This window comes from Chryseobacterium soli (genome assembly GCF_000737705.1).
Classification (GTDB): Bacteria; Bacteroidota; Bacteroidia; order Flavobacteriales; family Weeksellaceae; genus Chryseobacterium; species Chryseobacterium soli.
The window spans coordinates 564,461-583,804 of record NZ_JPRH01000004.1 but is presented as its reverse complement, the minus strand read 5'-3'; the positions used below and the strand labels follow the sequence as shown (position 1 = coordinate 583,804).

20 protein-coding genes are annotated in these 19,344 nt (G+C 35.7%); 10 read left to right on the top strand and 10 right to left on the bottom strand.

What is annotated here, in order from left to right:
* Nucleotides 1-69 precede the first annotated feature (69 nt).
* The 3 genes from IW15_RS13000 (at nt 70) to IW15_RS12990 (ending at nt 4,055) form a co-directional block, all read left to right on the top strand.
* On the top strand, nt 70-783 hold the full coding sequence (locus IW15_RS13000) for a class I SAM-dependent methyltransferase (protein WP_084681427.1): 714 nt from the start codon (nt 70-72) through the stop codon (nt 781-783).
* A 214-nt stretch (nt 784-997) separates the two neighbouring features.
* Nucleotides 998-3,400 carry a phenylalanine--tRNA ligase subunit beta gene (pheT, locus tag IW15_RS12995; RefSeq protein WP_034711776.1) on the top strand — a complete coding sequence of 801 codons (2,403 nt, stop codon included), beginning with the start codon at nt 998-1,000 and terminating at the stop codon, nt 3,398-3,400.
* 244 nt (nt 3,401-3,644) lie between these two features.
* Nucleotides 3,645-4,055, top strand: a complete 411-nt coding sequence (locus IW15_RS12990; RefSeq protein WP_034711775.1) for an META domain-containing protein — start codon at nt 3,645-3,647, stop codon at nt 4,053-4,055.
* Nucleotides 4,056-4,105: 50 nt separating this feature from the next.
* Here the strand turns inward: IW15_RS12990 and IW15_RS12985 are convergent, their stop codons facing one another.
* The 8 genes from IW15_RS12985 to IW15_RS12950 all read right to left on the bottom strand — a co-directional run bounded on the left by IW15_RS12985 (nt 4,106) and on the right by IW15_RS12950 (nt 11,915).
* Nucleotides 4,106-4,345 carry a hypothetical protein gene (locus IW15_RS12985; RefSeq protein ID WP_002977986.1) on the bottom strand — a complete coding sequence of 80 codons (240 nt, stop codon included), beginning with the start codon at nt 4,343-4,345 and terminating at the stop codon, nt 4,106-4,108.
* A 37-nt stretch (nt 4,346-4,382) separates the two neighbouring features.
* Complete coding sequence (locus IW15_RS12980; RefSeq protein WP_034711774.1) at nt 4,383-5,699, bottom strand: glycosyltransferase family protein; 1,317 nt, start codon at nt 5,697-5,699, stop codon at nt 4,383-4,385.
* A gap of 121 nt (nt 5,700-5,820) precedes the next feature.
* Nucleotides 5,821-6,711, bottom strand: a complete 891-nt coding sequence (locus IW15_RS12975; protein WP_185097423.1) for a 3-hydroxybutyryl-CoA dehydrogenase — start codon at nt 6,709-6,711, stop codon at nt 5,821-5,823.
* 10 nt (nt 6,712-6,721) lie between these two features.
* Nucleotides 6,722-7,132, bottom strand: a complete 411-nt coding sequence (locus IW15_RS12970; protein ID WP_034711974.1) for a hypothetical protein — start codon at nt 7,130-7,132, stop codon at nt 6,722-6,724.
* A 101-nt stretch (nt 7,133-7,233) separates the two neighbouring features.
* On the bottom strand, nt 7,234-8,112 hold the full coding sequence (gene bla-A, locus IW15_RS12965; protein ID WP_034711972.1) for a CGA/CIA family class A beta-lactamase: 879 nt from the start codon (nt 8,110-8,112) through the stop codon (nt 7,234-7,236).
* A 176-nt stretch (nt 8,113-8,288) separates the two neighbouring features.
* Nucleotides 8,289-10,019 (bottom strand): cellulase family glycosylhydrolase, encoded by a 1,731-nt coding sequence (locus IW15_RS12960; RefSeq protein ID WP_034711772.1) that lies wholly within the window; start codon nt 10,017-10,019, stop codon nt 8,289-8,291.
* A 451-nt stretch (nt 10,020-10,470) separates the two neighbouring features.
* Nucleotides 10,471-10,950: a hypothetical protein gene (locus IW15_RS12955; RefSeq protein ID WP_034711771.1), complete on the bottom strand. Its 480-nt coding sequence runs from the start codon at nt 10,948-10,950 to the stop codon at nt 10,471-10,473.
* Nucleotides 10,950-11,915, bottom strand: a complete 966-nt coding sequence (locus IW15_RS12950; protein ID WP_034711770.1) for a Gfo/Idh/MocA family protein — start codon at nt 11,913-11,915, stop codon at nt 10,950-10,952. The genes IW15_RS12955 and IW15_RS12950 overlap by 1 nt, the downstream gene beginning before the upstream one ends.
* A gap of 158 nt (nt 11,916-12,073) precedes the next feature.
* Between IW15_RS12950 and IW15_RS12945 the strand changes: the two genes are divergently transcribed.
* Nucleotides 12,074-12,727 carry a protein-L-isoaspartate(D-aspartate) O-methyltransferase gene (locus IW15_RS12945; RefSeq protein ID WP_034711769.1) on the top strand — a complete coding sequence of 218 codons (654 nt, stop codon included), beginning with the start codon at nt 12,074-12,076 and terminating at the stop codon, nt 12,725-12,727.
* 528 nt (nt 12,728-13,255) lie between these two features.
* Nucleotides 13,256-14,230 (top strand): 2-hydroxyacid dehydrogenase, encoded by a 975-nt coding sequence (locus IW15_RS12940; RefSeq protein WP_034711768.1) that lies wholly within the window; start codon nt 13,256-13,258, stop codon nt 14,228-14,230.
* Nucleotides 14,231-14,277: 47 nt separating this feature from the next.
* On the opposite strand, the gene IW15_RS12935 is transcribed toward IW15_RS12940, so the two are convergent.
* Nucleotides 14,278-14,673, bottom strand: a complete 396-nt coding sequence (locus tag IW15_RS12935; RefSeq protein ID WP_034711767.1) for a hypothetical protein — start codon at nt 14,671-14,673, stop codon at nt 14,278-14,280.
* Nucleotides 14,660-15,205, bottom strand: a complete 546-nt coding sequence (locus IW15_RS12930; protein WP_034711766.1) for an RNA polymerase sigma factor — start codon at nt 15,203-15,205, stop codon at nt 14,660-14,662. The genes IW15_RS12935 and IW15_RS12930 overlap by 14 nt, the downstream gene beginning before the upstream one ends.
* A gap of 107 nt (nt 15,206-15,312) precedes the next feature.
* Between IW15_RS12930 and IW15_RS12925 the strand changes: the two genes are divergently transcribed.
* From IW15_RS12925 to IW15_RS12905, 5 genes are all read left to right on the top strand, one after another.
* Nucleotides 15,313-15,645 carry a DUF6249 domain-containing protein gene (locus tag IW15_RS12925; protein WP_131368556.1) on the top strand — a complete coding sequence of 111 codons (333 nt, stop codon included), beginning with the start codon at nt 15,313-15,315 and terminating at the stop codon, nt 15,643-15,645.
* 92 nt (nt 15,646-15,737) lie between these two features.
* Nucleotides 15,738-17,882 carry an outer membrane beta-barrel family protein gene (locus IW15_RS12920; RefSeq protein WP_034711764.1) on the top strand — a complete coding sequence of 715 codons (2,145 nt, stop codon included), beginning with the start codon at nt 15,738-15,740 and terminating at the stop codon, nt 17,880-17,882.
* 87 nt (nt 17,883-17,969) lie between these two features.
* Nucleotides 17,970-18,263, top strand: a complete 294-nt coding sequence (locus tag IW15_RS12915; protein ID WP_034711763.1) for a hypothetical protein — start codon at nt 17,970-17,972, stop codon at nt 18,261-18,263.
* A 142-nt stretch (nt 18,264-18,405) separates the two neighbouring features.
* Entirely contained in the window at nt 18,406-18,843 is a 438-nt protein-coding gene (locus tag IW15_RS12910) for an endonuclease domain-containing protein (RefSeq protein ID WP_051882011.1), read from the top strand.
* A 69-nt stretch (nt 18,844-18,912) separates the two neighbouring features.
* The gene (locus IW15_RS12905; protein ID WP_051882009.1) at nt 18,913-19,329 is read left to right on the top strand and encodes an endonuclease domain-containing protein; all 417 of its coding nucleotides are present in this window, start codon (nt 18,913-18,915) and stop codon (nt 19,327-19,329) included.
* Nucleotides 19,330-19,344: the final 15 nt, after the last annotated feature.

The window sequence follows — 19,344 nt, the reverse complement described above, 5'->3', positions numbered from 1 at the left end:
GGAATAAGTAATAAAAAAAAGAGATTTTGATTTTCAAGATCTCTTTTTTATTTAATAATTTTATATTTGATGAAAAATATTTACGATCCTGGCTATGTTAAGAAACTTTTTAACCATATGTCAGCTTCTTATGAAAGGATGAACTATATCACTTCATTTGGCTTTTCTATCCGCTGGAGACGTCAGTTCCTTGCTAAATTAGGAAGATCCCAAGATAAGCTTCATGTCATTGATCTTCTTTCTGGGCTTGGTGAGAATTGGAGTTTTTTACAAAATCATTTTCCCAATGCGAGTTTTTCTGCGTTGGATTTTTCAGAACAGATGATTGAAAATTCTAAAAAAAAATCTGCACATCTTTTTAAAGGAAAACTGAATCTGATGTGTGAAGATATTTTACAAAACACCTTACCTTCCGATCATTATGATATTATATCTTGTGCTTATGGATTGAAAACATTCAATACAGAACAAATTGAAATATTAGCAAAACAGGTCAGCAGAATTCTTAAACCTGGAGGTAGATTTAGCTTTGTAGAAGTATCAAAACCTGAAAATGCTATTTTATTTTTCTTTTATAAACTCTATCTGGGCAGAATAGTTCCTTTACTGGGCAAAATATTCTTAGGTGATCCAAGTGATTATAAAATGTTGTGGATCTACACGGAAAAGTTCGGAAACAGCAGTTTATTACAGGCAATTTTTGAACAGAATGGATTAGAAGTTACTTATGACAGATACTTTTTTGGTTGTGCAACAGGTATAAGCGGGACTAAAATAAAATAGGTACTATTTCGTAATATTGTGTGAGGAGTGATGGAGAAAGTTAATGTATGCCTGATCTTTAAACACGTGTGATTATGTAAAAAACAACAGGAGAAATAAAAATGATGAGCTGATAAAAGTATTATTTTAAAGTTCCTTCTAAATTTCTCTATTTCTCAAAAAAACACGACATTTGTAGGGACAAAAATTCAAATAAAATTTTCAAAATAAACGGATGAAGATATCAAATAACTGGCTGAAAGATTACATAAAAACGGAATTGAAACCTGAAAGAATCGGTGAATTCCTTACTGATATTGGTCTTGAGGTTGAAGGAATAGATAAATTTGAAAGCATAAAAGGAAGTTTGGAAGGTATTGTCGTAGGGAAAGTATTAACCTGCGAAAAACATCCGAATGCAGATAAGCTAAAGAAAACAACAGTTGAGGTAGGTAACGGGAAAGTACTGAACATCGTTTGCGGTGCTCCCAATGTGGAGGCAGGGCAGACGGTTCCTGTAGCAGTTGTTGGAACAAAAATCTATGACAAAACCGGAAGTTTTTTTGAGATTAAAGAAGCGAAAATCAGAGGGGAAGTTTCACAGGGGATGATCTGTGCTGAAGACGAATTAGGTCTTAGTGAAGATCACGGTGGAATTATGGTACTGGATGAAACTCAGTATGAAGTCGGAAAGAATTTTGCAGACTATTTTGAATTGACAAATGACGATGTTTTTGAGATCGGTTTAACACCAAACAGAACGGATGCGATGTCTCATTATGGGGTGGCAAGAGATCTGTTTGCTTACCTTTCAACCAATAAGCAGAAATCAGAATTTGAGAAAATTTCTTCTGAAGTATTAAATAACGAAGGTTCCCACAGCTTTACCCTGGAAGTTGAAGATAAAGAATTGACTCCAAGATATATCGGTGCTGTGATTGAAGATGTACAAGTAGCGGAATCACCAGCTTGGTTAAAAAACAGAATCAAAGCGATTGGATTAAACCCGATTAACAATATTGTAGATATTACCAACTATGTTCTTCATGGATTGGGACAGCCGCTTCACGCCTTTGACGCAGATAAAATTGCTGATAAAAAAGTTAAAGTAGGAACGGTAAAAGAAGGAACTAAATTCACAACTTTAGATGGAGTTGAAAGAACGTTAAACGGTTCTGAAATCATCATCAAGGACGGAAAAGATACTCCGATGTGTATTGCAGGAGTTTTTGGTGGTGCCCATTCCGGAGTTTCTGCGGAAACCAAAACTATTTTCCTTGAAAGTGCTTATTTCAATGCGGTAGCTGTAAGAAAAGCTGCCAAATCCCACGGATTGAATACAGATGCTTCTTTCAGATTTGAAAGAGGGGTTGATCCTAATATCACAAGAACAGCCATTACGCATGCTGTAAAAATGATTCAGGAACTTGCCGGTGGAAAACTGGTAGGAGAGCTGCTGGAAGAATATCCAAAGAAAATAGAAGATCATTATGTGATCATCAGATTCTCTAAAATCGAACAGATTTTAGGAACAAAAATCCATAGAGAAAAAGTAAAAGAAATTTTAAAAGCCCTTGAAATTCAGGTGTTAAATGAAATTCAGAATGGACTTGAAATTTCTGTTCCTGCATACAGAGCAGATGTAACCAGAGAAATCGACGTTATTGAAGAGATTCTGAGAATTTATGGTTACAATAAGATTGAAGCTCCTCAAAAAATTTCGTTTACCCCTGTTAAACAGAATGCCAACGATCAGGATGAGCTGGAAAGCAACTGGGCAAGAACCTTACAGAGCCTTGGTTTCAATGAAGTGATGAACAACTCACTGACTTCTGTAAAAGATGAAAAAGATGCTGTAAAACTGCTGAATCCTTTAAGCGGTGATCTTGCTTTCATGAGAAAATCTTTATTGGAAGGTCTTCTTCAGAATGCAATCTACAATATCAACAGAAAGAATCAGGATATTAAATTCTTCGAATTCGGGAAAATTTATCATAAAAGAGAACGATACGAAGAAAGAAAACAACTGGCCATATTAGTTTCAGGAAGAGAAGCGGCAGAAAACTGGCAGCAGCCAAAATCAGCTACAGATTTCTATCGATTGAAAGCCTATGTAAAGGTTTTATTGGAAAGACTTTCCATTGATTATAGAGAAACAGCTTTAACAGATGAAAGATTCTCTGATGCAGTAGCTTATGAAGCAGATGGAAAAGTATTGGTGAGAATAGGAAAAGTATCTCCTGTAATGTTGAAAGATTTCGATATCGACCAGGATTGTTTCTACGCAGAAATCGAACTGGAATTTGCTCAGGAATTACGCTTAGGAAATGAACTGAAGTTCAGAGATATTCCTAAATTCAACAAAATAAGAAGAGATTTGGCATTGCTTATTGATAAGAATATTAATTATCAGGAGCTGTATCAGACTGCTAAAAAGAATAAATCGCCATTCATTAAGAGCATTAACTTATTTGATGTTTATGAGGGTAAAAACTTACCGGAAGGCAAGAAGTCTTACGCGATGAGTTTTGAGCTTTTAAATGAAGAAAAAACGTTGGAAGAAAAAGAGATTTCAGAAGTAATGGACTCTCTGATCAAATCTTTCCAAAAAGAGTTTAATGCAGAATTGCGGTCTTAAAAAGAATTAAAACAGATCAATAGAAACGGGCTAAAGCCCGTTTTTTTTATTTTATGCAGTAAACGGATTGAGCAGACTATTGTTTCTTATCGTAAAGAAAATCCAAATATTTTGAGAGGTGATTTTGTTGTTCTGTACACGAAATAGATTACCGAAAGATAGATTACTAAACATAATAAAATCTTTTGAAAGCCGTTTAGATAATATAATTTCCGTAAATTTGAGTAAATCAAAAAAGAAAAAAATGAAAAATCTTTTTTTAAGTATATGTGCAGCTGCAATGTTGGCATCGTGTGGTACCATGTCGAGCCCGTCTGCTTCGAAAGTAGGAAAGGCCCAACCTTCATTAACCAATACAAAATGGACGTTGGCAGATAATGTAAAAGGTAAAATTCCGACTTTAAGTATTGAAGGGGAAAAAATTAACGGAAACGCAGGATGTAATAATTATTTTGGAACGATAAAACTGGATGCTGCTACAGGAAACTTCACTGCAGGGCAAATGGGTTCTACAAGAATGATGTGTGATAATATGACCGTAGAACAAAACTTCATGGATATGATCGGAAAAGCTAATAAATATGTAGTTTCCGGCAATACCTTAGAACTATACAAAGACAATCTTTTATTATTGAAATTCAATAAAGCTGAATAAAACAAAAGGAACTCAATTGAGTTCCTTTTTTATGTTTAGAGAATTATGTATTAATCTTCCTCTTCCTCGTCGTACTTAGCCAACTCTTCGTCACACCATTTGAAAGCAGCTTCTACTACTTTGGTAGCCTCATCTGCCATGGTCTCTTCATCATCACCTTCTAAATCATCCAGCCACTCAACTTCTTCTTCCTCAACGTTTAAAATAAATCTTGGATATTCTGTGTGTACTACGAATAAATCTTCTGGAAATTCTGAATTATCTGCTAATAAAAACTTAGGTAATTTCATTTTTTTAATGTTTTAACTTTGACCAAAGATAATAAAATTATTGGTATTTGTTCTTGTCGATTTTAATTTTTTGAAAAACTTTATACCGGGTTAAAGTCGTTCTCTGCAAGCTATCTTTAGGTTTGAAAGTAAGCGTAATACGGGGATTTACAGTGCTGATAAGTTCTGCAACACGTATTTCTTCCAGATTATCGTCCTTCAGTACAAAAAATTGTATAGGTATCTGATCCAGGTTTTCACTTTTTAAATAAGTGGATATTGCTTTTCTGTTTTCCAGGTAATTTCCTTTGGAGAGCCAGGTAAAAGCCATTCCTGATAATAAGCTTAATGCACCGATCGCATACACTTTGGTATTGAAAAGTTCAAAGAGTCTGTTGAAATATAAAAGCCACAGCGGCAGAATAAAAGGAGCCAGAATTCTATAATCTATTGGAATTACGGAATAAAAATATTGGATAAAATAGGAACAGATAATACCGGTAATTCCAATCAGTATAAAAAAAGATTCTGTTTCCGTAAGTTTTTTTCTGGTGAACAGGTAGATCATGAGTGCAATATTCAGCACTCCGATTCCATAAATAGCATAATTTATTAATCCTCCACCCGGATTGGCAATATGCACAAACGGATTGAAAGAAGTGGCAAGTCCCTGGAAAAGTTCAACCAACAACTGTGAAGTCGGATGCAGTCCCATTTCCAGAAATTGCTTGACATAATTTTCGTTAAAGTAATCGATAAACAAAAACTTGTACAGGACGATGAAAACAAGTCCTATGGCGCCAGAAATAATAAAAGTTCGTGAATACTTTCGCTTCCAGAAAATCAGTCCGAAAAGCCCTGTAGCTCCTATGATAAATAAAGCACTGTACCGGATATTATAAAGAGCGATCAGAGATAAGGAAAGATAGAAAATAGCTTTCCCTTTTTCCAGTTTGCCCGTAATCACAAGATGTGCGGTGTATAAAAATAGGAATACAAAAGGAAGGATCAGCGCCTCACTCATGGTATAGGCATACGTAGAAACAAAACTAAATAATGCACTTATAACAATGGATTCTCTCTGATAAAATTTCTTTTTCCAGCAAAAACAGATGATGAATAAAAATGCAGCAATTCCTACTGCTTTGCTGCCCCAGAATTCATCCAGACCAAATAAAGTAAAAAATTTAATGCTTAAAGGATAACCTAATGGAGTTGTGGTGTTATCAATAGTGGGAAAGACATGAGCAAATCTCATATACCTTATGGAATCAGGATTTACGCGCCCTTTCTCATTGAATAAAAAACGTAAAATGGTCATCACTAAAGTAATGATGACCATTGTTATTTGAATATTTTTTTCTTTTATTTTCATGGAAGAAATTGAATTTTGTCTTATCAGCTCGTATTCTCAGAAGTGATGCTCAACGATTATTATTGATCAATCAATTCGAAGTAAAAATTGGCTATAGACAATTTATTCATCAAAAATCTGATTATTTAGAAAACATTTTAGCGACTTTCTCAGCCTTTTTGCTTTCAGAATAATCATAGAAGCCTTCTCCGGATTTTACGCCCAATTTCCCAGCCATTACCATGTTTACAAGCAATGGATTAGGAGCATATTTAGGATTTTTAAAGCCGTCATACATTACATTTAATATCGCAAGACATACATCAAGACCGATGAAATCTGCCAGCTGCAAAGGTCCCATAGGATGAGCCATTCCCAATTTCATTACCGTGTCGATCTCTTCTACACCAGCCACACCGTTGTAAAGCGTTTCAATGGATTCATTAATCATCGGCATCAGAATTCTGTTCGCTACAAAACCTGGGTAATCATTAACTTCTACAGGCACTTTTCCTAATGCTTTGCTCATTTCATAGATCACATCAAAAGTTTCTTTCGAAGTAGAGTAGCCCTTGATGATCTCTACCAGTTTCATAATAGGAACGGGGTTCATAAAGTGCATACCGATTACTTTGTCCGGTCTTTTGGTAGCTGCAGCAATTTTAGTGATAGAAATAGAAGATGTATTCGTAGCCAGGATACAGTTTTCCGGTGCAAATTCGTCCATCTGTCCGAAAATTTTCAGTTTTAAATCCTGATTTTCAGTGGCTGCTTCTACGATAAGATCTGCATTTCCTACAGCATCCTGAAGAGCTGTGAAAGTCGTGATATTTCCTAATGTTTCTGCTTTTTGTTCTTCCGTAAGGTTTCCCTTTGCAATTATTCTGTCAAGGTTGGTAGTAATGGTTTTTAATCCTTTGTCCAAAGCATCTTGAGATACATCTACCAGGTTTACGTTAAAACCGCTTTGTGCAAAAGTATGTGCAATACCATTTCCCATGGTTCCTGCTCCAATAACTACAATGTTTTTGATCATTTTTCTTTTATTTTTTATAGATAGTTAAATTTCTTGAATTCGCCAGATCAGCCTTTGTAATCACTTTCTGATCATCAAAACTGACACGTCCGTCACGGCTCTTATTGCGTTGGTTGTTTTGGGTCTCGACTACCGTTTCCAGTCCTTTGATAAAGGTGATTCGTTCTCTTTTTGAAAGACTGTCGATTCCGATATAAAGTTTAAACTCACCCTCTCTTCCCAAGCCGCTTTGGCTGTAAACTTCGAAACTTTTTTTCTTATTTTTTTTCGCAAACTTTTCCAGATAACTGATGACGGGATCCGGTGAAGGAGTACCGCAGCAGATGCTGCCATAGCTTACCTGTACATAGTTTTGACTCTTTTGTGCAAAAAAGAAAGTACAACACAACAGACTGAATAATAATGCTATTTTTTTCATATTTATATTGTTTTTTTTAATGATGAATACATTCTGCAAAGAACCCTATTTTGTATAAGCACAAAGTGTATTTCCCGGACTCTAAAAGTAAGCTTTAAAAATTACTTGTTAAAATAATCCCAGACCGCTTTTGAAATGTCTGATATCATTTTACAATTTGCCTCATTGGATTCGGTGGAGTTGCTTACAAATACAGCTAATGCATAGTGTTTTCCATTGGGTAAAGTGATGATCCCAATTTCATTTTCAGCACCGGTAAGGCCCTGATCGTTTTTTCCTGAAGATCCCGTTTTGCGGGCAACCGGTGTATTTTTAGGAAGCTGTTCGATCATTTTATTTACCCCTGTTTTGGTGCCCAAAATGATGTTCATTAAAAATTCGGTAGATTGTTTAGACAGCAGCTTACCGTCGTATAGCTTTTTCAAAACCTGAACAGCTGAATTTGTTGTGCTGTAATTTTCATATTGTGCATTCCAGTCCTGATGCATTTCAGCTTCATTATATTTTATCTGGAAGCCCTTTACTTCTTTAGAATCCATGAATTTTTGGACAGTCTGTGTGCCGCCAATTAACTGTAGAAGAATGTCACAGCCGTTATTATCACTTAAGGCAACTGTATTATCAATAATTTCACTTAAAGGAACTTCAACATTGCCTGCAGGATATTTATCTCGGAGCGGAGACCAGGTGTTTTCTAATAAATCAGATTTTTTAATGAATATTTTTTGATCTAATTTCAGTTTTCCATGATCTACCAAGTCGAGGACAGCACTGGCGATGTGAAATTTGAAAACGCTTTGCATCGGAAGCTTACGGTCACCGTTTTTATTGTATTTAAACCCATTCTCAAAGCCTAAGACAGAAACACCTACTGTAGCCTTCTTATCTTTAGTGAAAGAACTGATTTTTTGTTCCAGCTGTGAAGTCTGCGAAAAGACAACACCTGAAACCAACAATAAAAGAAACCCTATTTTTTTCATAGTTTCAAAGATAAAAAAAATCCCTTTTACATCTAAAAGGGATTTGTATTTTAAGGAAATTATTATTTTAGGTAAGAATACAATGGTACAACAGACTGTGTGATCTGCTATTTCTGCTGTCATTCAGAATGTAACGAAGTGAAATGAAGAATCTAGTCTATTAAAGAGATTCCTCCTTATTTTATTTCAAAATAATTGAGGTTTACCCCATCATTTTCAAAGTAGATTCTGATTTTATTTTCTCCTTTTTTAAAGATAATGCCTTTAATGGAAATGGTCTGCCATTTTTCATTTCCTCCGGTAAAAGGGAGGGAAACGGTTTTTATATCTTTCACTGAACCGCTTTCTATTCTGATTGTTGCATCATGATTACTGGCATATCTTATATCAAAAGTATAAGCCTTATCCGTTTTGCTGCTAATGGTATATTGGATCCATTCGCCGGATTCGGTTTTGCCTACATAATATTGATTGGTAACAGCATCCTTGCATGGATAAATATCTACTGCATCATTTCTCATTTGATGGCCGGCATTCCATTCCGATCTTTTATTGGGATCGCTTACCCAAAGATTGATATAATCTTTATCCAGATAAGCAGCTCCCATTCTTCCGAGATCATAATCTGAAGCAAAGATTCTTCCAGGAGCCTGATGGTCTTTGAATGGTTTTGTAGAACCGTCTGTTACCTGTCTGAACATCGCATCGATCACATCATACTGTATTTCAGTATTATTGAATTTGTAATTGTCAGCAATTTTCATGAGTGCTTGGGTCGCAAATTCTTTTGAAGGTTTTTCACCGCCATTTTTCCAGTAATCCAATAATTTTTGATATTCAGGAGTGATTTTCACATTAGCAATTCCGGCTCTGTTATCAATTTTTTTCATCGGCCAGAAGGCATATCCGATATTGTGCTTGTTCAGCAATTGGATAAGTTCTGTAAACCAGACATTAGAATTTTCCCCTGTTTCTCCAAGCCAGATCGGCATATTATGCTTTTCTCTGAGATCCAGTATTCCCTTCAAAGTTGCATCATCATTATTGTTCCAGTATTTATGAAAACTGAAAACCATATTATCATCCCAAATAGGAGTCAGGCCATTATAATTATTTCCCCAGCCATTTCCTTCGATGATGATGATGTGTTTTTTATCCACTTCACGAATAGCTGCTGTAATATCTTTCTGAAATTTCCAAAGCGGAGCATTTGACATTTCATCCGTACCATTCGGATTTTTACCGGTGAAATTGATATTGGGTTCATTGATCAGGTCATATCCACCAATCCAGGGTTCATCTTTATAGCGTTCTGTCAGTTTTTTCCAGAAAGCAATGGTTTTTTTCTGATTTTCTTCACTTTGCCAAAGAGAAGGTTTGGATTTATCATTATCAGAAATATTTACATCATTTCCTTGTCCTCCGGGAAGTGCATGCAAATCGAGAATCAGGTACATTTTATTGGCAGCGCACCATTTCAATACATCATCAGTCATTTTAAAACCTTCTTCCAGCCACGTATTCTGGCCTTTTACAGGTTCTTTTTCGATAGGCAAAGTATAAAGATTGTAATGCATTGGCAAACGGATAGAATTGAACCCTGCTTTTGCCAGAAAATCAATATCCTGTTTAGTGATACCATTTTTCAAATAAGCTTTATAAAAGTCATTCATCCCGTCTTCACCAATCAATTCTGCGATTTTTTCTTTGATTTTGTATTGTGGACCAGCAAAATCTGCCGTTTTTAGCATATATCCTTCCTGAAGCATCCATCCTCCCAGGCCTAAGCCCTTTAGCTGGATGTTTTCACCTTTATCATTAATGATTTTTTGACCGTCTGTTTTGAGCAATTGCGATGTCCCAAATTGAGACAATAAAAAAGCGGATAATAGAAGGGTTCTTTTCATAGTTTTGATTTTTTACAATATCAGGAGATTTTTAGTATTAATGGCAGCTTACACAATTTTCCATGTAGGAATCTACATAGATATTGTTAATCTGAGTGAGAACCCAGTGTGTATGCAAAATGAATTTTTCCAATTGTATATTGAATTGTTTTTCAAATATATTGTTTTTTTTGTTTTCAAAATGACTTTCTATTGGTAAATCTTTAATAATACCATTTTTTGTAAGAATAAGCTAAGAAGATAAAGAGGAACAAGAGAATTTATCCTCACTTTTCTATAATTTTTAGAATGTGAATGCCAAGAAAAATATTCTTCATTGATGGTATCAAATTATGTAAACATCTGCATCTGAAAATTTTGAAGTTTCATTACGCTCGTGAAAAGAAAAGCTTACAATCCTTGTCAAGGTTCCAAACCTTGACAAGGATGATAAAAATTAAGTCCTTTGTAATTAATGTAAATAATAAGAAATGACCGTTAAAAATAAACTCAGCAGGATTGGGCCTGTTATTTTTTTTATTTCAGCATTTTTAAAGTAAAAAAAGCTGAGAATCACACATAAAATAGCTGATGCAATAATTCCTGTATTGTCAATATAGCTTGAAGAAACTTTAAAAACTAAAAACTGTAAAGAAGCCAATATGATGAGTTCAAATAGATTCATCAATAAAAATAATGAAGTAAAATAATTAATTTTTTTACCCTTGGATGAAAAAACACCAAATCCTATAACTCCGGCAAGGCCTTTTAAAATGGTAATGATTACATTGTTGTAATGGAAGGATGATAACTGAACAAAGGTTTTATACGGCTGATAAATACTTTTGGTCGAATTATAATCTTTAGTAATATACGAGTAGCTCACATATAAGCAAACCAACGATAAATATAAAAATATCATAGGCAGGAGATAGGTTTCAGCTTTCTTCATTACCGGCTGATCAGTTTCATAATTTCCAGTGCTACTTTTAGCGCTTCCGTTCCATCTTCAAGGGAAACTTCCACGTTTTTATTTTCTGTAATGGCATCTGCAAAAGAGTTCAGCTCATCCAAAATAGCATTATTAGGCTGAATATTTGGATATTCAAACAGAATCTGATTCTTTTCTCCTTCGGCATTTTCAATAATCATATCAAATGGAGTAGGCACTTCAGGGGCATCCTGCATCTTGATCACCTCTGCTTTTTTCTCCAGGAAATCAACAGAAATGTAAGCATCTTTCTGGAAAAAACGGCTTTTTCTCATCGCTTTCATAGAAATTCTTGAAGTCGTAAGATTCGCTACACAGCCATTTTCAAATTCTATCCTGGCATTGGCAATATCCGGAGTTTTGCTTACCACACAAACACCGCTTGCATGAATAATTTTAACTTTAGATTTCACCATGCTCAATAAAATATCCAGATCATGAATCATTAAATCCAACACTACAGAAACATCGGTTCCACGCGGATTAAATTCAGCAAGCCTGTGGATTTCAATAAACATCGGATCTTTGATATATTCTTTGGTGGCCATAAAAGCAGGGTTGTATCTTTCAACATGGCCTACCTGGGCTTTTATCCCATTCTCACGGCATTTATAAAGGATTTCTTCTGCCTGTTCAAGCGTATGGGTAACGGGTTTTTCGATGAAGAAATGAAGTCCTTTAGCAATCGCTTTTAAGGCATAATCATAATGATAGAGCGTAGGAGTTACAATATCCAGCATCTCAATCTGATCCAGAAGATCATCAAAATTTTCAAAATATTTATATCCGAATTCGGCTTCTATTTTTTTCCCGTTTTCTACATCTTTATCATGGAAGCCTACAAACTCATACTTATCAGATTGATTAAGAAGTCTTAAATGTATTTTCCCCAAATGTCCGGCACCTACCAAACCTGCTTTCAACATAGCTTTTTTAATTTTTGTAAAGATATAAATTAGATGCGATATTTCAGATATAAGACTTTAGACTTAATCGTCAAAATGTACGTCCGGATTCTGAAATCTAAAATCTTATCCTTATTTTTGTGAGAAACTAAACCCTGATACCTAATAATTACCATCTAATGACGCAAGATTCGTTTGTACACAAAGGAAAAAGAAAGATTTTAGTCGACTACCTTCGGCAGAGAATTGGAATTTCGGATGAAAATGTACTTTCGGCAATGAATGAGGTTCCGAGACACCTTTTTATCGAAAGTATTTTTGAAGACTTTGCCTATGAAGACCGGGCTTTCCCGATTCTGGCACATCAGACCATTTCGCATCCCTCAACCGTTGCCGAGCAGTCGGAGCTTCTCAAAGTAATGCCTGGAGATAAAGTACTTGAAATAGGAACCGGATGTGGATATCAGACTGCCGTATTACTCGCTATGAAAGCTTTAGTGTATACGGTGGAAAGGCAAAAAGACCTTTTTGATTTTTCAAAGAAAAAATTCCGGGAACTTCATCTGTATCCTAAGTTTCAGAGCTTTGGAGACGGCTTTGCAGGGCTTCCCACTTTTGCACCTTTTGACCGGATTATTGTTACCTGTGGAGCTTCAATATTGCCCACTGAATTATTAAAACAGTTAAAAGTGGGCGGTAAAATGGTGATTCCGTTGGGACCTACAGACGAGCAGGTTTTATTCAGATTTACAAAAATATCTCCTACAGAATTCGAAAAAGAAGAATTTGGCGCCTATAAATTTGTTCCTATGTTAGGAAAAACCAATCAGTAAATAGCTGGTTCATTGCCATCAGGTTATTCACTGTCATAAAAATATCACTTTCGGGATTCGAAAAAAGAAGAATTTGGCGTCTATACATTTGTTAGCGAGAAAAAATCAGAACACAGTAAACCTTAGTGTGTGCAATTTTATACAATAATTAGATAAATCTCACCTTTTCCATTCAATAGAAACGGGCTTTAGCCCGTTCATAATAGATTGAAAATCATCCGGCTTTAGCCGAAAAACATCTCTGTTATGACATACGATAAAATTTTTATCAAGATTTGAGAAACATTTCGGAATGAAAATTGTTTTTAAATATTAGAACAGTTGTTTAAATTATAATACAATTTAAATAATAGTTGGAAAAAAATTCACAACGAAAAAATAATGTAGAAGTCTGTTTTACTTTAGAAATAACCAATACATTCGGATGAGAAAAAATAATTTTTAATTTAATAGTAAAGTTCAGCAGCCTTGCTTTTTTGCGGAAGCAAGGCTTTTTTTGTTGACATTACGCATCACAAAATAAAAATAATGAAAGTATTCATCAATAAAAGAATTCCTGAAATAGGGATCAACCTGCTGAAAGAAGCAGGACTCGACGTTAGTATTCCTGAAAATGAAAACCTGTCTCACGAAGAATGGCTGAGCTACTGTAAAGATACCGATGCAATTCTCAACGTTGGACATCATACTTTTGATAAAGATTTTTTTGAAGAATGTTCCAATGTAAAGGCAATTGCTCTATATTCTGTAGGTTTTGACCATGTTGATATTGCGGCTGCCAACCAGGGAAATGTGCCGGTTGGAAATACACCCGATGTATTGAGCAAAGCGACTTCAGATGTTGCTTTTCTTCTGATGCAGTCGGTGGCAAGAAGAGCTTCCTACAATTTTCAGAAGGTTAAAGAAGGAAACTGGGGCGATTTTGATCCATTGCATGCCTTAGGACAGGAATTATACGGGAAAACGCTGGGTATTTTCGGATTGGGCAGAATCGGTTTCGAAATGGCCAAAAAAGCTCAGAAAGCTTTTGATATGAATATTATCTACAATAACAGGCATCAAAATGAAGAGGCAGAAAATGAGCTTAATGCAACATATGTTTCGTTTGATGAGCTTGTAGAACAATCCGATGTTTTAAGTATTCATGCTAATTTTACTCCGGACCGTAAAGATCTTTTCAACCGCTCGGTTTTTGAAAAAATGAAACCTAATTCTATTTTTATCAATACGGCAAGAGGCGGTTTTCATCAGCAGACCGATCTGTATGACGCTTTAGTGGCAAGAGAAATTTGGGGAGCAGGGCTGGATGTCACCAATCCGGAGCCGATGATGAAAGATGATCCTATTTTAGGACTTTCCAATGTATGTGTATTGCCGCATATAGGTTCAGCTACCATGGAAGCCCGGGACGGAATGGCTAGAATTGCCGCTGAAAACATCATTGCTTTTTCAAAAGGTGAACAAATGCCTCATTGTGTCAATCCGGATGTGTATGGTAATTAGATAGTAGATTTCAGATCTGAGGGTTGAAGTTAGCGAAGAACATTAGATTAATTCTCCAATTCTCTTGTTGAAAATATTCTGGTGCTGATCTGGATTACACTGACAGCCGCAAGTAAAAATATAACTGCAAATTTATATTTCAAGATCATAGAAAATAGCACTGCACATTGTTCTTCACTGAAAAAAACAGCGGAGAAACCTAATGTCATCGCAATCAGAACTGATGCTAAAGAATAGAGCTTTACAGTAACTTTACGTTGCTGTTTAGCTTCAATTTTTCTGATGACCTGATGAGAAAATCCCAGTGAGAATCCTGCATCCGGAGACTTTTCCAATGCATCATAGAGGAATTCATAGGTTTCCAGATCCTTTTCCGGAATAATCGTATTATCCTCCTGATGACCTGGGAATTGCTGAAGTATTTTGTCTTTACGGGTATCCATCTTTTTCAAGTTTTTCTTTTAATAATTTTCGGGCTCTGAATAAATATCCTTTTATCGTTCCTTCAGGAAATTGAGTGATATTCTGAATCTCCTGAATACTGAACTCATCCAGATGATACAGCGTAATCACCGTTCTGTACTGCAACGGAAGTTCACTGATCAGTCTGTTGATGTATGTATCAAATTCCTTTCCTATAAGCTTTGTTTCCGGAGTTTCAGACGCGAACTGAAAATCCGAATTTTCATCAATCGTATCAAAATAATGCCTTGAATTTTTCTTTATATAATTAAGGGCTACATGATAAGTGATCCTGGCAATCCATGTAGAAAGTTTGGATGCTCTTTTAAAACTTTTAAGATTATTGAATACCTTAATAAAAACTTCCTGTCCCACATCCTCTATATCTTCATCATTGCTCAATATTCTGTTCAGGATAGAATACACCAAATTCTGATATTGCTTTACAATATGCTGGAAAGCACTGAGGTTTCCCTTCAGAACATCGTTAATGGTTTTTTCTTCATCGAACATATCCTATTAGACCATTTTTTTTTCTTTAGGTTACAACTTTCTAATATATTGTAATTTTTGTAACCTTCACCTATGGAATGTTGTCTATTGGCTAAATAGAAATCAAAATGAAAAATCTGGCACCCTTTATCGTCATGATCGCCATACTCATCGCTGTCTCCGTCATGATCGTGGTGATCACGAATTATAATCTGAAAAAAAAGATACTCAATAAAGAACATCTTGATGATAAAATGTTTGTGATCCTCAACAACCTTACCGGATTTAATTCCGAAATGCTGAAATGGGGAATCATTTTACTGTTTGGCGGAGCAGGTCTTATCGTACTGGAATTTCTTCCGCACGATGAAAATACGCCGCTTCCTTATGGAGTGATGACGGTCTTTGTCGCACTCGGTTTTCTTACCTATTATTTCATGATGAAAAATCAGAAGAAATAATTTTCCTACTCCTATAAATCAATATAAATCCCGGATTTTTTAAAAAGACAGAACTACTGTCCCGGGATTCTTATGCCCATAACCCAACCATTATGAAAACAGTATATGTACTTTCATGGCTTGCCTGCGCCCTTATAACAGGTAATACAGCTGCTCAGGAAACAGCTTCCGGAACGGTAAAAGATTCCGTTTCCAACATAAAAGCGGTCGTTATCAATGTAAAGAAACCTCTTATTAAAAATAAAATTGACGGCTTGGTGTATAACGTACAGGCAGATCCGGAAAACCAGTCGAAAAGTCTCATAGAAATGATGAAAAAGATGCCCTACATCACTGTTGATCCTAATGAAAATGTTCTCTTCAAAGGGAATACTAATTTTAAAATCCTGATGAACGGTAAAGAAGCCCAGCTTCTGAATACCAATGCAAAAGAAGTATTGAAAAGCATTCCTGCCAGCAGCATCCAGAACATAGAAATCATCACCAATCCATCTTCAAAATACGATGCAGAAGGCGTTTCAGGAATTATTAATATCATCACCACCAAAAAGATGAATGATGGATATAATGCCTCTGTGAACTTCGGGACCAGGTTTCCCAGGCAGGAGCAGAATATGGGTTTTTCTTTGAATGTACAACACAAAAAACTGGGTATCTCTGCTTATGGCGGCGGTTCTCTGACCAACCAGCCTGAAATTGAATATCAAAATTTTCAACAGACTTCCTCTGATAATCTTCGTCAGAAGGGAAGGACCTCAAATAAAGGAAATGGAGGCTACTTTAATACCAGTATCAGCTATGAAATAGACAGTTTACAGCTTCTGAATGTTCAGTTGGGAATGAATTTTTCCAACAGCAGATCAAAAGATGGCCTGGATTCTTATTTTTTCCAGCAAAATGCGCTGGAAGAAAATAACCTTTCGTTCAATAATTCCAACAGCAGAGGAAATGGTTTTGAAGCGGCGGCTAATTATCAGATTGGTTTTAAAAATGATACATCCCAGCTTTTAACACTGTCCTATAAATTCAATACCTACGATTACCACATGATGAGTAGAACGGATGTTCAAAACCTGATCAATACTTCATCCTATACTCTTGATCAGACGAATGATAATGATAACAGCGAACATACTTTTCAGGTTGATTTCGTAAAGAAAATTAAAAAAGTTTCTCTAGAAACAGGAGTTAAAGCCATACTCCGGAAAAACAACAGTGGTTATACTTCGGTTCCTGAAAGTCTCAACAATTCGGATGAATTTATGAATAACCAGAATATTTTTGGAGCCTATATTTCTACCCAATTTACAGTGTTAAGCCTGAACTTCCAGACAGGCCTCAGACTGGAAAGAACACAGACAAAAGTAGATTTCACGTCTACGAATACCAGCGTCAATCAAAACTACTTCAACCTTATTCCCAATATTTCCATCAGTAAAACCTGGAAAGACCATCACACAGTGAGCTTTGGGTTTTCCCAGCGGATAAAAAGACCGGGAATTATTCGTCTTAATCCCTTTGTCAATCAATCCAATCCCTATTTTCAAATCAGTGGAAATCCTTATTTGAAATCAGTGATCAATAATGATTTGATGGCCGGATATTCATTCAATAAAAAAATCAATCTTAATCTGGGACTTTCGTACTCTTTTTCCAATAAAGTAGACCTTAAGGTTTCAACCTATGATCCTGATACCCATATCACAAAAACAACGTATGAAAACTCCAATAAAGCCGGTAGATTGGGACTGGATTATTATTTGAGTTATCCCGTGAGCAAGAAATTCAGTCTCAGCCTAAATGGAAATGCTGCCCTGTTTTTCATCAGCGGAATGGTAGATGATGCTTTTATTAAAAATAATATGTTTACGTATAATATGTATCTGTCTGCCAATTATCAGTTTGAAGACCACTGGAGAGCCGGCACCAATATAGAATTCATGAGCAGAATGCCTGCAGGATTGCAGAAAACAACCAATTCCTATACAGGATTGTCTTTCAATATAAGTAAAAGTATACTGGACGATCAGCTTTCCTTTTCAGCGTATATTAACAATCCATTCAATACCTTTAGAAAAGCCGTTACCGAGACCAATGGCGGTGCTTTTTATCAGAACGATTACATCAGAAACTATTATCGGTCATTTGGAATTAATATCAACTATAAATTCGGAAAGCTGAAAGATCAGATCAAAACAACAAAACGCAGTATCTCGAATACAGACCTCGCCAACTAATAAATTCGATTCTTTTGAAATAATACACCAGCTTGGAATTATTTTTGTTCTATATCCTGTAACACTAAACCCCAAAACCCCACTATTATGATACCAGAAGATAATACCAACGAACAAAACAGAAAACTAAAAGAGATGAATTACAGTCCCAATGAAGATCTGTTTAACAAAGAAAAACATATTCCTTTAGATGGTGATGGAAATCCGATCACCAATGAGCAGGAGGAAGAGAACGAAATGGAGATGGATCTGGACGTTCCGGGATCCGATGAAGACAATGATATGGAAGAAGTCGGCTCGGAAGATGAAGAAAATAATTATTGGAGCACCAGTGATAATAATGACGATCACGAAGAAGAAAATGATGATGTCCTTACTTAAAAATACAACCTTACTCACCGGGTAAGGTTTTTTGTTACAGAAACATAAGCTTTTATTCTCTATCTTAGAGAATGGAAGTTTTTCTTTTTTAGAGAAATCCTGAACCATAAAGAAACTCCGGTTATCCCGGTAAAACACAAGCATGAATCAGATTCTCACCTATATCAATGACGTTCCCATCTCCAGCAATTTCGTTGAAGAACTTCCTTATAATCCAAAAATAAAAGCACTTCTGAAAAATAAACAGAAGACGGGAATCTTAAGTGAAATGCTATTCTGGATACAGGTCCGGGCAAGAGCATTTCATAAAATTGATTTTGAAAGACAGGTAATTATTGGAGATCATATCATCGATTTTTATGCAAAGAAACTAGGCTTGGCTATAGAAATCGGCCGTCCGGGAAATGATCTGAAACAGTCTGAAGACCAAACCCGCCAGGATTTTCTTGAATCTTTAGGCATCAAGGTTTTTAAAAAAACGGCTGTTGAGGTTAAGCATGATCTTTCTGCCGTGATGAATGATCTGGAACAATTTATTATCCTGCACTACACATCAGCCCCAAATCCTGAAACGGTATAAAAATTCCCCTCCCTTGGAGGGGTGGATTCGCCCGAAGGAAGAAGACGGGGTGGTTCATAACAACACAGCATGAAAGACATCATAACCTACATTCATGACATTCCCATCCACAGAAACTTTGTGGAAAATCTACCTTTTAACCCCCATTTAATCCCATTACTGAAAGAAAAACGTAAAGCAGGTATCTTAATTGAAGTGCTTTTCTGGAAACAGGTGAGAGCAAAAACATTTCATGCGATAGATTTCGACCGGCAAAGAATTATCGGAAATTATATTGTGGATTTTTATGTGAAAACATTAGGATTGGTCATTGAAATAGACGGCTGGAGTCATGAAACTAAAGAAGTCTATGACGAAGTAAGACAGCAATATTTAGAATCTTTAGGATTAAAAATATTCAGAATAACAGATTTTGATGTAAAGAACAATCTAGGAGTTGTCATGAAAAATTTGGAGAATTTTATTATTGAAAACTATAGTTCCTAAATTCCCCTCCCGCGG

Coding starts and splice junctions, on each gene's coding strand:
- IW15_RS12970 (WP_034711974.1), bottom strand. CDS start 7,132: ATGAAAAAAATAGCATTATTATTCAGTCTGTTGTGTTGTACTTTCTTT.
- IW15_RS12960 (WP_034711772.1), bottom strand. CDS start 10,019: ATGAAAAGAACCCTTCTATTATCCGCTTTTTTATTGTCTCAATTTGGG.
- IW15_RS12910 (WP_051882011.1), top strand. CDS start 18,406: ATGAATCAGATTCTCACCTATATCAATGACGTTCCCATCTCCAGCAAT.
- IW15_RS12905 (WP_051882009.1), top strand. CDS start 18,913: ATGAAAGACATCATAACCTACATTCATGACATTCCCATCCACAGAAAC.
- IW15_RS12940 (WP_034711768.1), top strand. CDS start 13,256: ATGAAAGTATTCATCAATAAAAGAATTCCTGAAATAGGGATCAACCTG.
- IW15_RS12950 (WP_034711770.1), bottom strand. CDS start 11,915: ATGTTGAAAGCAGGTTTGGTAGGTGCCGGACATTTGGGGAAAATACAT.
- IW15_RS13000 (WP_084681427.1), top strand. CDS start 70: ATGAAAAATATTTACGATCCTGGCTATGTTAAGAAACTTTTTAACCAT.
- IW15_RS12990 (WP_034711775.1), top strand. CDS start 3,645: ATGAAAAATCTTTTTTTAAGTATATGTGCAGCTGCAATGTTGGCATCG.
- bla-A (WP_034711972.1), bottom strand. CDS start 8,112: ATGAAAAAAATAGGGTTTCTTTTATTGTTGGTTTCAGGTGTTGTCTTT.
- IW15_RS12985 (WP_002977986.1), bottom strand. CDS start 4,345: ATGAAATTACCTAAGTTTTTATTAGCAGATAATTCAGAATTTCCAGAA.
- IW15_RS12930 (WP_034711766.1), bottom strand. CDS start 15,205: ATGTTCGATGAAGAAAAAACCATTAACGATGTTCTGAAGGGAAACCTC.
- IW15_RS12935 (WP_034711767.1), bottom strand. CDS start 14,673: ATGGATACCCGTAAAGACAAAATACTTCAGCAATTCCCAGGTCATCAG.
- IW15_RS12955 (WP_034711771.1), bottom strand. CDS start 10,950: ATGAAGAAAGCTGAAACCTATCTCCTGCCTATGATATTTTTATATTTA.
- pheT (WP_034711776.1), top strand. CDS start 998: ATGAAGATATCAAATAACTGGCTGAAAGATTACATAAAAACGGAATTG.
- IW15_RS12915 (WP_034711763.1), top strand. CDS start 17,970: ATGATACCAGAAGATAATACCAACGAACAAAACAGAAAACTAAAAGAG.
- IW15_RS12945 (WP_034711769.1), top strand. CDS start 12,074: ATGACGCAAGATTCGTTTGTACACAAAGGAAAAAGAAAGATTTTAGTC.
- IW15_RS12925 (WP_131368556.1), top strand. CDS start 15,313: ATGAAAAATCTGGCACCCTTTATCGTCATGATCGCCATACTCATCGCT.
- IW15_RS12920 (WP_034711764.1), top strand. CDS start 15,738: ATGAAAACAGTATATGTACTTTCATGGCTTGCCTGCGCCCTTATAACA.
- IW15_RS12980 (WP_034711774.1), bottom strand. CDS start 5,699: ATGAAAATAAAAGAAAAAAATATTCAAATAACAATGGTCATCATTACT.